The 16,539-nt window shown below is 28.6% G+C and carries 8 protein-coding genes; 7 read left to right on the plus strand and 1 reads right to left on the minus strand.

Annotation, left to right across the window (positions count from 1 at the left end):
• Nucleotides 1-1,540 precede the first annotated feature (1,540 nt).
• Complete coding sequence (gene ychF, locus ERCIPICE3303_RS01115; protein ID WP_157990913.1) at nt 1,541-2,629, plus strand: redox-regulated ATPase YchF; 1,089 nt, start codon at nt 1,541-1,543, stop codon at nt 2,627-2,629.
• A gap of 2,514 nt (nt 2,630-5,143) precedes the next feature.
• Nucleotides 5,144-6,787 (plus strand): glucose-6-phosphate isomerase, encoded by a 1,644-nt coding sequence (pgi, locus tag ERCIPICE3303_RS01120; RefSeq protein ID WP_157990914.1) that lies wholly within the window; start codon nt 5,144-5,146, stop codon nt 6,785-6,787.
• A gap of 184 nt (nt 6,788-6,971) precedes the next feature.
• Here pgi and ERCIPICE3303_RS01125 read toward each other — a convergent pair whose 3' ends face one another.
• On the minus strand, nt 6,972-7,949 hold the full coding sequence (locus ERCIPICE3303_RS01125; protein WP_157990915.1) for a polysaccharide deacetylase family protein: 978 nt from the start codon (nt 7,947-7,949) through the stop codon (nt 6,972-6,974).
• Nucleotides 7,950-9,410: 1,461 nt separating this feature from the next.
• Here ERCIPICE3303_RS01125 and ispA point away from each other — a divergent pair.
• The 5 genes from ispA to purF all read left to right on the plus strand — a co-directional run bounded on the left by ispA (nt 9,411) and on the right by purF (nt 16,392).
• Nucleotides 9,411-10,310, plus strand: coding sequence for a (2E,6E)-farnesyl diphosphate synthase (ispA, locus tag ERCIPICE3303_RS01130; protein WP_157990916.1), 900 nt, complete (start codon nt 9,411-9,413; stop codon nt 10,308-10,310).
• Nucleotides 10,311-10,328: 18 nt separating this feature from the next.
• Entirely contained in the window at nt 10,329-12,209 is a 1,881-nt protein-coding gene (gene dxs / locus ERCIPICE3303_RS01135) for a 1-deoxy-D-xylulose-5-phosphate synthase (protein WP_157990917.1), read from the plus strand.
• 593 nt (nt 12,210-12,802) lie between these two features.
• Complete coding sequence (ubiK, locus tag ERCIPICE3303_RS01140; RefSeq protein WP_157990918.1) at nt 12,803-13,069, plus strand: ubiquinone biosynthesis accessory factor UbiK; 267 nt, start codon at nt 12,803-12,805, stop codon at nt 13,067-13,069.
• A 1,284-nt stretch (nt 13,070-14,353) separates the two neighbouring features.
• Complete coding sequence (locus tag ERCIPICE3303_RS01145; RefSeq protein ID WP_157990919.1) at nt 14,354-14,833, plus strand: CvpA family protein; 480 nt, start codon at nt 14,354-14,356, stop codon at nt 14,831-14,833.
• 41 nt (nt 14,834-14,874) lie between these two features.
• Nucleotides 14,875-16,392: an amidophosphoribosyltransferase gene (purF, locus tag ERCIPICE3303_RS01150; protein WP_157990920.1), complete on the plus strand. Its 1,518-nt coding sequence runs from the start codon at nt 14,875-14,877 to the stop codon at nt 16,390-16,392.
• The last annotated feature ends 147 nt before the right edge of the window (nt 16,393-16,539 follow it).

The following is a 16,539-nucleotide window of genomic DNA, read 5'->3' on the forward strand; positions in this document are numbered from 1 at the left end:
GATATTTTTAAGTATATTACGATATTTTATATACTTGAATAATTTATAAAGATTATTTATATGCATAAATTAAGTTATATAGAATGTGGAGCATTTATTTTAGATTTATTGAGTATTTTAGGCGATGCGTAGTTTTTATTGTTTATATGATTTACATTTTATTCTTCCATTATTATGGAAAAATAAAGAGATTGGCTAAAGAATAAGGAGGTTCATTATATTAAAGAAACCTAATAATATTCATTATTTTTACTATGTATTGTTCTATATAGCATATGTGATTACTATTAGATTCTAATTAAATATTATTAATTTTTGTATTAACTTCTTTAATATAGGAGAAAATTATTATAAAGAAGTTCTTTCAATATCAATCCTGATATGATGTATTTAACTATATTTAGATTTTAATATATATGAGTGATGTAATTAAATTCTTTAATTTATAAATGCGGATCCTAAATAACAAAGAGGAAGATATATATCTTGGTGAACTAAATAGGTTCTTTAAGAAATACGCATAAGTTATAGAATGTTTGTGAAACTAGATCTTAATAGACACAAATTTATTGAATTAAATAAAAACTGGATCTTATGCATTATTTTTATTGGTTTTCTATAGTTAAAGAATTTAATAAGTTAAAATAATCTAACAAAAGAAAGAAATTGCTATCTATTTCTCATGGAAATACGGTAATATGATGTATCAATTATTATTAGATATTTTAAGTGATTTTATCTTATTTTTCTATAATTAATCTGAATTTATTACGGTGTTATTTGAGCATCTCTAAGAGTGCTTGTTGAAAAATGGTTTATCAGATGATTGTGATATCTCAAATAATGATCTTAATTAAGAAATAAAATAATATGTTCAATATTTATTATTTACTCCATTTTATCTACTATTTATAAGTAATTGTATTGGAGGTTTAATTCATCTTTAATTAAGAATTCATGCTTTTAGATAAGGTTTTTGTGGTTATTTAAAATCATAGATCATTTTTATACTAAAACATAACCCCTTTATATCATAGTTTTACTTACTTCATTTTTATATGTATGGGTTAGCTATATCTTGATGAATAAATCATAGTAATATATAATGTTAAATTAATTTAATATTATAGTTTTTTAAGAAAAATTCTTATTACGTGTATGTAATACATTAGGCATCTTTTATTTAAAGAGACATGCTATAGCGTTATCTTTAAGTGATTCAGATATTTAAGCATATAGATGCTTGCTTGATTATAAAAATTTATTTTTTATAAAAAATTTAAACATCTTAAGAGTTGGTTCTTTATTAAAATAATGATTTATAGAGTGTACAATTGACTTGATAGTTTTATAATTTTTTAGTGTTTTTATATAAAATTCATACTGATATATAGAATTATATTCTACAATCAAATATTTTTTAGTATTAATTTTTTCATAAAAACATGAATATTATAGATGGTATGACAGATTCTTTGTTATTCGATATTATTTATATATCGTTATTTTATATTAGAGTAGTTAAATAATAAGGTTAAATATGGGTTTGAAATGTGGTATTATTGGCATGCCAAATGTTGGAAAATCTACTGTATTTAATGCGTTAACTAGAGCTGGTATTGAAGCAAATAATTTTCCTTTTTGTACTATCGAGGCTCATAGTAGAGTAGTCCCCTTAGTTGATTTACGGCTTAGTCAATTAGCTGAAGTGGTACAACCACAACGTATTTTACCTGCTAGTATGAATTTTGTAGATATTGCAGGTTTAGTTCAAGGTGCGTCGAAAGGAGAAGGCCTTGGAAATAAATTTTTAAATCATATTCGAGAAACCGAAGCAATTATACATGTTGTTCGTTGTTTTGAAGATGAAAATATTATTCATGTAAATAATAAGGTAGATCCTGTTGACGATATTGAAACCATTCAAACAGAATTAGTTCTTTCTGATTTGGATACCTGCCAACGCGCTCTTCAAAGAGTAAAGAAAAAATCTCATAAAATGGAACATGCTAAATTAGAGCAAGTGATTCTTGAAAAATGTTTATCCCATTTGTCTCAGATTGGAATGTTACGTTTGTTAGATATAAGCATTGAAGACCAAGCTATAATTCGTTCTTTAAATTTTTTAACTTTAAAACCCACAATGTATCTTGCCAACGTTAATGAGGATGCATCTTCAAACAATTTGTATCTTGACTCCGTATATAAGATTGCGAGTAGTGAAAAATCAATAGCAGTAACCATTTGTGCGACTGTTGAGTCGGATCTTGCTCAGATGGAGCATATAGAACGCCAGGAATTTATGACTGCTTTAGGTATGGAGCAGACAGGATTAAATCGTGTTATTCAGGCAGGTTATAATCTACTAAATTTACAAACTTATTTTACAGCTGGTATTAAAGAAGTTCGGGCTTGGACTATTCCAGTTGGGTCTACAGCGCCACAGGCTGCCGGTAAAATTCATACTGATTTCGAAAAAGGATTTATACGTGCACAAGTTATTTCTTTTGATGATTTTATATCCTATAAAGGTGATAAAGGAGCTAAAGATGCCGGTAAAATGAGGTTAGAAGGGAAAAGTTATATTGTCCAGGATGGGGACATAATACATTTTCTATTTAATGTATAAAATTTTTGATCAAGAAAATATAGGATATGGATATAATAGATATTTTTTAATACTTATAATTTTTTAATGATAAAAAGTAATTACATTAATAGACATTAAGTGATATATATTTATTATGTAATTAATGTCATTCATATAAAAAGAAAAAACGATCTATTAATTTTTATATAAGACTTTATTATATTGTGTTTTTCATAGTTTAATAATAAGAATAATGCTAATAATGTTCTTCTATAAATAGAGGATATAGATATCTTCATCGTTTCAAAGATATTCTTCTTAATTACAAAAAGAGGAAAACTATAAGCTATACGTAATAGAATACTTTATATAAAGTAAAAATATTTTTATAAAATTTAGATTAATAAAGAAGATCTTATATTATTATTTGTCATATGGATGAAGAAATGAGAGAATTGGTGTCAATATATATATTGCTATTGCTATTGCTATTGGATCTTCTTTATAGATGACAATAACTTTATCTTTTAAATATTTAAGAGAGATACAGAATAGATAAAATTATATATTTAAATCTCATGATATATATAATATATATTACTAATTGGTGAAAACGAAATAGATTATTTTACTAATTGTCTAGTAATATTTCTTTTTTATAAAAATAGATTATGCGTATATCTATGCGGAGTATAGATACCAGGTGATGAGAATAGAGTGCACTGAAGTATACTCTATACAATATAGTTATTATAAAACATTAGATATAATTTTTGGATTCTATTTGCAGACTTATTGTACCATTAGGTATTAATATAAGATATTTGTTTATATGATCTATGTTTGTTATTTCTTTAAAATGTACTATAAATCCATTTCTATTAATAATAAAATACGTAGATTATTTTAATTATAACTAATTTGGTAGATTATATCAAATATCTTTATTAATAGGTACTGTAGTAATTACAATAATTATTATTATTGTTATTCCTATCATATAAGTATTTTAAATACTTCAGTATGAGTATCTATACAAGAATTTTTAGAGGTATTAAATAGAGAATAATTCCAATTTAACAAGGTAGAATGAGAAAATTAAGTAAGAAGAAGTTTATATTAAGAATAATTAGGATGGTTGTATGATAAGATTAAATCTCATCTTGCTACCTCTTTCATCAAACATTAAGTGTTATAATGTTTTTAGGATAGAGCTACTAGCACGAAGGAAAATCTTCTTGTTTTTTATTAATCTGCGTTAATATTTCTAAAAGTTTAAAAGAAAAATGATATATTGTGATATTAATATCATCTTCACTGATTTGGACCAGTGTTTTTTAAACTTTTTTATATTATAGGGAAGAAGCTAACATTTGAGTATAAAATGCAACTGAAAGTAAGTAGTATTGTATTAGTACTAATATAAAATTATTTATTTAAATAAGATAAAAATTTAATAATATCTTATTAGATAGTCATCGATTTTTTATGAAACGTGATTGGATTTTATTTTATATTGTAATCATGGTTAACAAGGAGAATTGAGAATGTTCTAGTACAAAGAAGAGGAATAACACCTATGATTTTAATGTACCATAGAGATTTCAGAGTAGGAGTCTCATAATGTTATGCTAATTTTGACTAATATCTCTATGATTAGATTACAAATAATACGTCATTATTCACTATAGATGCTTAATAAGAATCTTTGATCTATCTAAATAGAGATGTATAACATAAATAATTATCATGAATGTATTGGAGATAATCTGCATTAAGTCATAGAAACAATAATCATGACTGTGTATGAAAACTCTTTTATCTCTAAAAATTAAGTAAGATATTGTTTATCATCTATCGGTATTGTCTAATCAGATGTTTATAGATTGACTAGAATTGCTTTTTTGGATTAATCTTTGCCTGATTATCTTATTCCTATATTATATTGATATAATAAGTAAGGTTGGTGTATTTAAATAAATTTTAATTTAGTTGGACGCTTTCTTACGAATACTAACTGCAGATGAAAATATTAAATTATATAATAATTATTTATGTTAGTAATTTTTATCAAATGTTTACATGTATAATTATTTAATAATGTAGTGAAATAATTTTAGGTTGAGATATCATCATTATAATGATCTTCAATTCGATTATTTCTCTTATATAAAGTTGATAAAGACAATATTCATGATATTACTTATTGTATACATTAATAGATAAAAAACTAATTAGATTATTTATATCACTAAATTCTCATCTAAATGCAGAATAGATGCATAAAGTCAATAAGAAGGGTACACTATGTTTATCAAATATATAAGTTTATTTTTATATCTTTTGATATAAAGAACTCCATTTTATGATGGTACTGTATATTTATAAAAAAGTAAATTAAAAAGATTGATAGTTCTTATTCTCTTCCTAACTATGATCTAAATGTTATCATGTAATCTTTATTCTGTTCTATAATTCTAAAGAAGAAATTTAAATTTAACAACGTATTAAACTCATATAAGACTAATGTTCTTAATTACCATAGTAGATTTTATGAAAAATATTAACCCGATAGAGACTACTGCTTGGAAAAATCTACAAAAACATTTTCAACAGATAAAAAATATAAAAATGATTGATCTTTTTAAACAGGATGCTAAACGTTTTGATTCTTTTTCTATAAAGTTTGAGGAGGAGATATTGCTAGATTTTTCAAAAAATATTATTACTAAAGAAACAATTGAAAAACTACAAATGCTCGTTAAAGAAACTGACGTGCGAGGTGCAATTGATTCCATGTTTTTTAGTAAGAAAATTAACCGTACTGAAAATCGTGCAGTTCTACACATAGCGTTGCGTAACCGTAAAAATACTCCGATCTTACTTGATGGTAAAGATGTTATGATTGATGTAAATAACGTCCTTGCAAAGATGAAAGTATTTTCTAATAGAGTTATCAATGGTGAATGGAAGGGGTTTACTGGTAAGTCTATTACTGATGTAGTAAATATTGGAATTGGTGGCTCTGATCTTGGTCCTCGCATGGTAACAGAAGCACTTAGTCCATATAAAAATCATCTTAGGATGCATTTTCTTTCTAATATTGATGGTACTCATATTATTGAAACATTAAAAATACTTAAACCAGAGACTACTCTGTTTTTGATTGCATCTAAAACATTTACTACGCAGGAAACTATGAGTAATGCCTATCGCGTTCGTGAATGGTTTTTAAGATCAGGTAAAGAAAGAGATATAGCAAAACATTTTGTTGCTTTATCTGCTAATAGAAAGGGTGTGAATAAGTTTGGTATTGATAGTGAGAATATGTTTGAGCTTTGGGATTGGGTTACTGGGCGTTATTCGGTATGGTCATCGATTGGTTTATCTATAATTTTGTCTATTGGATTTGCAAACTTTGAGACATTTTTAAGTGGCGCGTACGCTATGGATTGTCATTTTTTTCATGCATCAGACGAAAAAAATTTACCGATATTACTAGCTTTGATTAGTATTTGGTACAATAATTTTTTTGGCTCAGAAACTGAAGCGATTCTTCCATATGACCACTATATGCGCTATTTTTCTAATTATATTCAACAAAATCATATGGAGTCAAATGGAAAGTGTATGGATCGTGCTGGGAAGATTGTTTCTTATCAGACTGGTTCTATTATTTGGGGTGATATAGGAACTAATGGTCAGCATGCATTTTATCAATTGATGCATCAGGGGACTAAGTTAGTGCCATGTGATTTCATTGCACCTGTTATTTCACATAATAAACTGAGTAATCATCATGATAAACTAATATCTAATTTCTTAGCTCAGACTGAGGCTTTGGCGTTTGGTCAATCAGTAAATTTGATAGAAAGAGAGAAACCGTATCTTGGACAAAATTTTAAATTGATTAAAGATCTAACCTCTTATCAGCAGTTAAATGGGAATCGACCTACTAACTCAATTCTTATACGATGCATTACCCCTTATAGTCTTGGTCTTTTGATGGCATTATATGAGCATAAGGTTTTTACACAAGGAGTTATTCTCAATATTTTTAGTTTTGATCAGTGGGGGGTTGAATTAGGTAAGAAGCTAGCTAATCGTATTCTATCGGAACTTTCTAATGTGAATAAGATTAGAAGTCATGATAGCTCAACTAATGGACTAATGAATACTTATAAGTCTTGGCGTTAACTTTGAGTATTATCTTGTTTTTATGGGGTTAGTTGTTCTTATAGCTTATCTATAATACTAAATATAGTTATTATAGACTGAAAACTTTAGATATCTCGTCTATTGAGATTAGTTTTATATTCTATCTCATTAACATAGAATCTATGATCTTATATTTTTATTAAAAATTAAATTATAAAGTGGTTTATGTTTGATTTTTAGGATAAAATTTTATGTTTTTAGAATAATATTCTGATAAAGTCATGCTTATCGTATAACGCTGTAGCCAGCTAAATAATTGTTCTAAATTGTTATATAGTACTTCAATATCATATTTATTTTTAAATGTTGGGCTTCCTCCTGGCATTAATTCAGAAGAATGCATCATAAATTCGACATAGTCTCTTCCATTTTTCATAGAGGTTTTGACTACATCTATCATCTTTTTTAGATTTCCACGAATAGGACGGAACCAATGGGTCGTTGGGTTGTATTTTTGTCCTTGTAACCGATAATAAGTTGATTGAAGTTGATTGATTAAACTAGTGTGTTTATATTGAATAGTCACTGGTACTTCTAATAGAGTAGAATTACCAGATTTTGAAATATTATTTTCATCGATAAAATAAGAATCATCAGGAAAATCCTGATAATTAGTGCCTCCTTCTCTTTGTGGATGCCCCATTGTGTGTTGCCAGTTAACTCGAGGAGTTACTGAGCAATCTACTTTATAACCTTGTTCTATGAGCATTTGAGCATATTTTACATTAAATGCCCATCGTCCTGCTCGATGGGACTGAATTTTGATTTGTAAAGTATCTTCTAATAAGTGTGTTATATATATAATTTTATTTCGCATAATTTCTTCAGGATATTCAATGAGGTAAGGTTGATATCGTTTGTCATCTCCTGTTAGATCATATAATGGTGGATTGTTATACGCATGTAAATGCATACCTATTTCACCGCTATTTTGTCTAATAATATGTCTGGAGAATTCAATGTATGCAGGATTTTTAATCATTTCGTAGTTAGTAAGCCAGGTTGGTTTAAATTGATATTTCTCACATAATTGTTGAAATCGAGGTAAAAAATAGGTATTTTTTGTCATAATTCGATTAGGACTCTGCCAAAGATTATCCCCTTCGGTATCAATAGTAATAAGTAATGCTGGTTTATTCATTTCTTTCTTATGTTCTGAAAACAAGATGAGTTATTTATCACTTTATTTATATCTATAATTTTAATTATTAGATAGGTGTTTAAGAATGATTGATATATATCTACTGATACCTAGAAGGTATATAGCAAATTTTCTAGTCATTATCAATGTTATTTTACTCAACTAAGTTCCTAAAAATTAATTAAAACAAGTAATCTTACGGTTCTACAATCTATTGAGTGTAATTCAATGAGTCAGATTAGATGAATAAGTTTAGTGGATAAGACGATAGTTCATCTGTAAAAAGTTACTATTTATATATCTTTTATCAAGGTGATTGCGTATAAGTCTTTAAGGTGAATTACCAGAAGAATCCTTGTATCACAATATGGTAAAATTTGATTATCAATATTACTTAATTTCTAAATGAAAAGATAACTATATTGTTATGCAGATCTAGTAATTAGAATACAAATGTTTTGAAGGTTAATCTAGACAATTGTAAGTAGAATATTTTAATCTTTATTAAAAATTGCTTGTTTTATTACAAAGAGCTATCTTAAGATTTGTGGTCTTTGTCTTGATAGACCTTATTATTAAAAATTATGTATTTTATAGTTAGTAGGTTGATTTTTTTAAAGTAAATAAATATTTTTTTATTTTTTAAAGATCGAACGTAATATAATCGGACTTATTTAGTAATTTAGATAGATAGATTTTCTTGTTTAGACTTAATAGAATTATCTGAAGTGTTATTGATAGTATGTTTTTCTATCTAATGCTATGCATTATTATCTATCATCTTCTAATATAATATTCTCTTCTATCTATCAAAAGTAATTTTTAATATATTTAGAAAAATTTTAAATTTTTCCAAGAAAAAGGAGATATTATTTATTCAATTAATATAGTTATATTTAGAATCTGTTGTTTATATTTATTTTTTAAAGTCAATTATGTACTAATTAGTAAATTTTATTTTCATAAAGGAAATCTCCTTTATAATACATATAGAATTCACTATAGAGTGAGCAATGAGACTTAAATATTGATTTCATAGCTCGATTTGTTTTCATAGTTTTTAGAAAAAATTTCCGTTTAGTTGATATTGAATTTTTTAAAATATTAGATTATCTATTAGTTTTTGCATGTTGTATAAATTTCTCCTCAGAGTATATCATTCTCACTGACCTTAATCTTATCTATTTTAAAGATATTAAAATAGTTCCGTTAACTGTAACTTAAAGTCAGGATGTATGTTGCTAAAAGTTGATCAAGACCATTAGATTTATAAATTTTATACAATAATTAGTCAGTTTAATTAAGTTGATTAGATGTCTCTTTTGTTCTTCTTGTAGAAGCAGAACTATTGTGCTTTGAAGGTTTGTATATTCAGATACAGTGGTTTATTCTATAATTTAGATTATAAGATCATGTCCAAGAAGAATTTTAAGTGAATAATTGTGAAAGATAGGCAAAGTTATGAGTGACAATTCATTACTAAATAGATATTATCATCGTGTAAATGAAGCGCTTCATCAATATATTATAAAACTTCCATTGAAACACACATCTTTAGTACAAAGTATAGAGTATGCTGTATTATCAGGGGGAAAACGTTTACGTCCTTTTTTAGTATATGCTGTTGGGAGCATGCTTCATGTAGAGGAAGTGGTTCTTGATGTGCCAGCAGCAGCTATTGAATGCATACATGCATATTCTTTGATTCATGATGATTTACCTTCCATGGATGATGATAGATCTCGTCGTGGTCATTTAACTTGCCATCTTAAATTTGGAGAAGATATAGCTATTTTAGCTGGTGATGCATTACAGTCTCTTGCTTTTTCTATATTAAGTGAGTCTCCAATGTTTGGAGTAACACCAGAGAATCGGATTTCTATGCTTTCTGAGTTAGCTGGAGCTAGCGGTGTAAAAGGAATGTGTGGAGGTCAGGCTTTAGATTTATTGATGAGAGGTGATAAGGTAACATTAGAGGAATTAGAATGGGTCTATCTACATAAAACTGGATCTTTAATTCGTGCAGCAATTCGTCTAGGTGCCTTGACAGCTGGAGATATTGGTTTAGAGATTATACCTATTCTTGATAGATTTGCTAATTCTATTGGTTTAGCTTTTCAAATACAGGATGATATCTTAGACGTTATCAATGACCGAAAATTTCTTAGAAATAAATTTGACTCCGATAAAAATTTTAATAAGAGCACTTATCCATCATTAGCAGGTTTGGCGAATACCAACATTAAGATACAAGATCTATATCAAAAAGCTATGGGTGAATTAGCAATGCTTTCTGCAAAATCTTTGAATACAAATTTATTACAGCGTTTAGCGTGTTTTATAATTGAGCATGATATATAACCTTTAAATGAGATTATGATGAGTTTTGAGCCTTCTAAATACCCTACACTTGCTCTAGCAAGCACGGTAGAAGAATTACGGTTGAGACCAAAAAGTATTCTGCCATTGCTTTGTAATGAGCTAAGGGAGTATTTGCTAGCAAGTGTTAGTTATTCTAGCGGTCATTTAGCTTCTGGGTTGGGAGTAGTAGAACTAACAGTTGCTTTGCATTACGTCTATAATACGCCATTTGATTCGCTTGTTTGGGATGTTGGGCATCAGGCTTACCCTCATAAGATTTTAACTGGGCGTCGTGATAACATAGGTACAATTCGACAAAAAAACGGATTACATCCTTTTCCTTGGCGTGAGGAAAGTGAGTTTGATGTTTTGAGTGTTGGTCATTCATCGACTTCGATTAGCGCTGGGCTTGGTATGGCTGTTGCTGCGTCTAAAGAGGCAAGAGGTCGTAAAACAGTATGTCTGATTGGTGATGGAGCAATTACCGCCGGTATGGCATTCGAGGCTATGAATCACGCTGGTTCGGTAAAAGTAGATATTTTAGTTGTTTTGAATGATAATGAGATGTCAATTTCTGAAAACGTAGGTGCTTTAAATCATCGTTTGGCTACGATTTTATCAGGTGAAGCTTATACCTGTATACGTGAAAATAGTAAAAAAGTGTTTAATGCTGTTTCTCCAATCAAAGAGTTATTTAAGCGAACGGAAGAACATCTTAAAGGCATGCTTGTCCCTGGTACCTTATTTGAAGAACTTGGTTTTAATTATATTGGCCCTATAGATGGTCATGATATAGGGGCACTTGTGCTTACTTTGCGCAATATGCAGTCCTTAAAAGGACCACAGTTTTTGCATGTAATAACAAAAAAGGGAAAAGGGTATTATCCAGCAGAACATGATCCTATTACTTGGCATTCAGTACCTAAATTTGATCCAAATAGAGGTTTGTTGCCTGAAAATACTGGAGGTCTGCTTAGTTACTCTGAAGTTTTTGGTCAATGGTTAAGTGAGACTGCATCTGTTGATAATAAGATGATAGCTATTACACCAGCTATGCGAGAAGGTTCTGGCATGGTTAAGTTTTCACGTGAATATCCAGATCAGTATTTTGATGTAGCCATTGCTGAGCAACATGCAGTCACTTTTGCTGCTGGATTAGCCATTGGCGGTTATAATCCAGTAGTAGCAATTTATTCTACTTTTTTACAACGTGCATATGATCAGGTTATTCATGATATTGCTATTCAAAAATTATCAGTATTATTTGCAATTGATCGTGGGGGGGTGGTAGGAGGAGATGGGCCAACTCACCAAGGAGTATTTGATCTTGCTTTTTTACGTTGCATTCCTAATATTGTTATTATGACACCAAGTGATGAAAATGAATGTCGTCAGATGTTGTATACTGGTTATCACTACAAAGGTGGACCGAGTGTAGTACGTTATCCGAGAGGTTACGGAACTGGGGCACGTTTAGAATCGCTAGCTTCTCTTCCTTTAGGTAGAGGAATAGTAAAGCGACGAGGCGTAAAAATAGCGATCTTAAATTTTGGTGCATTACTGTCTCAGGCTATAGTAGTTGCAGAAGATTTGAATACTACTCTAGTTGACATGCGTTTTGTAAAACCCCTAGATAATGAGCTGATCTTGGAGATAGCAGAAGAGCATCAAATAATGGTTACTCTAGAAGAAGGAGTAATTAAAGGTGGTGCTGGTAGTGGTATTAATGAATTATTAATGGCTAAAAGAAGACAAATATTAGTTCTTAATATTGGTCTACCAGATGAATTTATTCCCCAGGGGGATCAGGAGCAAATTCGCATAGATTATGAGTTAGATAGTGCTGGTATTCAGAGAAAAATTACAGATTGGTTAGGACAAGATATCGATATTGTTTAAAATTTATATTACATAAAATATTTAGTTACTTGATCATTTTTGTTTAAATAACGTAAAAAGATTGGATTAATTTGGTTAAATATCTTTTTAATTAGGGTTATAATAACAAGTAATTCTCTGTTTACGTATTTTATAAAAAGATTTTGATACAATGGTCACTATTTTAATAGTAGAATCTTATATTCTATCGATAAAATTTATTATTAAGTAGAAAAAAGACGATAAAGTTATGAGTTTTATCATAAAGCCTTTTTATAAAAGGGAGTTAATTCTTATCTAATTTGAGATAAAAGTTTACGAGATGAGTAAATTTACTACTTTCCATAAAAATATAATGAAAATTTCTTTTTAAAAATTTACTAATGTCTCTAAGTTTAGGAAACAAGATGGATTGTATATAAGATTAGATTACGTTAGCAGATTATAGGGTATCTCACTGTTAATAGTTAAAATTAGGGTTTTTATACTGATTGAAATAATTATGTATATTTAACTATTTTTTAATAAAAACTTTTGATGAAAAATATGATTTCTTTTTTTAAAAGAAAGAAATAGACATTAGATTTTATTTTAGTTTTATGAGGAGATGAATAATGATTGATGCAAAAAAAATTGCAATGTTAGCTAGGCAAGTTCATAACGCTATGCCAATTAGTATTCGTGATTTTGGTTATGATATTGAAACAAAAATACGTCAGACACTACAAGCACAGTTGACTCGATTAGATTTAGTTAGTCGTGTAGAGTTTGATGCTCAGGCAGAGATTTTATTGAGAACGCGTGAAAGGTTGAGTATTCTAGAAAAGAGGTTATCTGAATTAGAAGATATTAAGCATGATGAAATATCAGATCATATATAGATAGCATGTATTCTATAATTTATTAGTGATTTTAGGCTTTTTATATGAAATTAAATTAGGATTGATTTTAATATGCTTGAAATATAGATTATTCAATTGCTTTAAAATGAGATTATTGAATCTGATGATATGCATTTCATATTTTTCTATTTTCATCTTATAGTTATAAATAATTTGAATGAAGCTCTTTAATAAAAGAGTATGACAGGATTTGTTCCTAAATTACTATAATTATATGCATAGTGATCATTTTTATAATGATGTGATTTGATACTAAACTGTTAATCGGATTTTTTCTCAGATCTTTCATATTGATATTTTATAAATCGAGATCCATTGAAATAATATTTCATTATTACGATTATTTATTGTAATAAAGTTGTTGCTTAGAAATATTATGCCAATTATTAAAAATATGTGAATAGTATCAAGAATTTAGTACGGAATGATTATATCATTTTATGATGATAGTCAATAGATATGATAAAAATGAATTTTTTATATCAAGAAAGATTTTGATAAGAAATCGTACAATAGTTACAGAATGTCAATAGCCTATCCCACTATAATATATAGTGGGTTGTTTTAATTATTCTGAATAAATAGGCTATATCATTGATATTTATCATATAAAATCTAGTTATAGAAGATATATACTAAAATTTTTGATTTAGTATCTATTCTAGACTAGAAAATATGAATGTCAGATATCTCTATTTAAGAAGTGATATACTAAGATTAGTTTATTTTCTGAAAACAATTCATTAATTACTTTGCTTATATTATAGAATGCTGTTTTAGAGAGTTGCTTTATTATAAAGGTGAGCTATTATAACTTCTCTCAATCAGATCTGATTATATTAATTGTATTAATTTTATAATATTTCTATATCAATAGAATTAAATGATTGACTCGTAAGATGAATAGTTTTAAATATTCTCTACTAGTAATTTAGATATGTATTCTTAGATATTGAATAGTTATTATTTTTATAAAAATTGGTAGATCATTTAGAGATAGGTAGCTATGTAGTTGTACTAAAGGTACATAATGATTACATGATCTTAAGGGGTATGTATTTAATTATAATATTAGATATTATCTATGTGATAGATAGTGTATATAGATATTCTAATTAGTTACTTAATAAAATTGTTAATTAGTTTGGTAATTCATTAACAAGTGGATCTTTCAGAAAGTATAATACTTCAGTGGACGTAAATTTAAATTCAGATTGAAATGTCAATTTTACACTAGATATTATATAGTAATTGGAATTATTTATGATCTGGATAGATTATAGCATTATCGCAATTATTAGTTTTTCTTCTTTTATTAGCCTAGCGCGTGGTTTCGTTAAGGAAGTAATTTCCTTATTCACTTGGTTTTGTGCATTTTTAATAACTAATCGCTATTATTCTCATCTTGCTATTTTGTTGACAGGCTTTGACAATGAAGTAATTCGTAACGGTGTTGCTATTATGTGTCTTTTTATAAGTATTTTGATTGTTGGTGCTATTTTTAGCTCTATTATAGGGAGCCTAGTTTCTAAAACTAGTTTTTTAGCAGTAGATAAGGTGTTAGGAGTTTTTTTTGGCGGGTTGCGTGGTATATTGATTGCTGCTGCTATATTGTTTTTTCTCGATGCTTTTACTAGTTTTTCTCAACTTCCAGATTGGCAGCAATCTCAACTAATTCCTTACTTTAAGTATATTACTCAGTCAGTCATAACTTATCTAAAAAATCAAGAAATTTTTTATTAAAATATGGGTACCATAAGGTCAGATTATGAGGACATATCAATATGTGTGGTGTTGTTGGGATCGCTGGATTTATGCCTGTTAATCAGTCTATTTATGACGCATTAACAATGCTTCAACATCGCGGACAAGATGCTGCTGGTATTGTAACTATCGATGAAATGAATTATTTTCATATGCGAAAAGGAAATGGTTTAGTGAGTGATGTATTTCAAATTACTCATATGAATCGCATGAGTGGTAATATGGGGATTGGTCATGTTCGTTACCCAACAGCTGGCAAATGTAGCGCATCTGAGGCTCAACCTTTTTATGTTAATTCTCCGTATGGCATTACATTAGCCCACAATGGGAACATTACTAATGCTATTGCATTACGTACCGTGTTATTTCAAAGTGGTCATCGCCATATTAATACCACTTCGGATTCTGAAATTCTTCTTAATATTTTTGCTCAGGAGCTGGACTCATTTCAATGTTACCCTCTTCAAGAAGAAAATATTTTTTCAGCTGTATCTAAGCTTCATAAAAAAGTACAAGGTGCTTATGCTTGTGTTGCGATGATTATTGGTCATGGTTTAGTTGCTTTTAGGGATCCTTATGGAATTCGATTGTTAGTTATTGGACAGCGTACGATAGATGATGGACGTGTTGAATATATGGTAGCTTCTGAGAGTGTAGCATTGGATGCGTTAGGATTTAAATTACTAAGAGATATAGAACCTGGAGAAGCAGTGTATATAACTACATCAGGAGAGTTGTTTAGTCATCAGTGTTCTGATAATCCACAATGTACTCCATGTTTGTTTGAGTATGTATATTTTGCTCGTCCAGATTCATGTCTCGATAAAATTTCTGTATATAGTGCTCGTGTTCGTATGGGAACTAAACTTGGCATGAAGATCGCAAATGAATGGAGGCATCTCCATATTGATGTAGTTATTCCTATTCCTGAAACATCCTGTGACATAGCTTTAGAGATCGCACGTATTCTTGATAAACCGTATCGACAGGGTTTTGTAAAAAACCGTTATGTAGGACGTACTTTTATTATGCCAGGTCAGAACTTACGTCGCACTGCAGTCAGACGTAAGTTAAATACAAATCGTGCAGAATTCTATGGTAAAAATGTATTATTAGTAGATGATTCTATTGTGCGTGGAACTACTTCTGAACAAATTATTGAGATGGCGCGTGAAGCAGGTGCGCATCAGGTATATTTAGCATCAGCGGCTCCAGAAATCCGTTTTCCAAACGTATATGGGATTGATGTTCCCAGTGTTACAGAGTTAATTGCTCATGGCCGAGATGCAGATGAGATTTGTTATTTAATTGGGGCTGATGGATTGATTTTCCAAGATCTTACAGATCTTATTAATGCAGTACGAGAAGATAATCTAGATATTACTACATTTGAATGTTCTGTATTTAATGGTATTTATATAACTAAGGATGTTGATCAGAAATACTTGTCATATTTAGAAGAATCACGTACTGATTATTCTAGAGATTTAAAAAATATAAGCGAGGTAGAGAATTTGGAAATATATAACGAGCTTTAATTATTAATGTAAACTTCATAGTCAAATACTATTTAAAGATACAATTTTTATATTTTTTATGAGTTGTCTATAGTTCTTATTTATTATATTAATTGATGGTGGATAAAATCAAACTAGTACTAATAAATCTTTTTTATTTTATATGAC

Source organism: Candidatus Erwinia haradaeae (assembly GCF_900699015.1).
Taxonomy (GTDB): Bacteria; Pseudomonadota; Gammaproteobacteria; order Enterobacterales; family Enterobacteriaceae; genus Erwinia_E; species Erwinia_E haradaeae_E.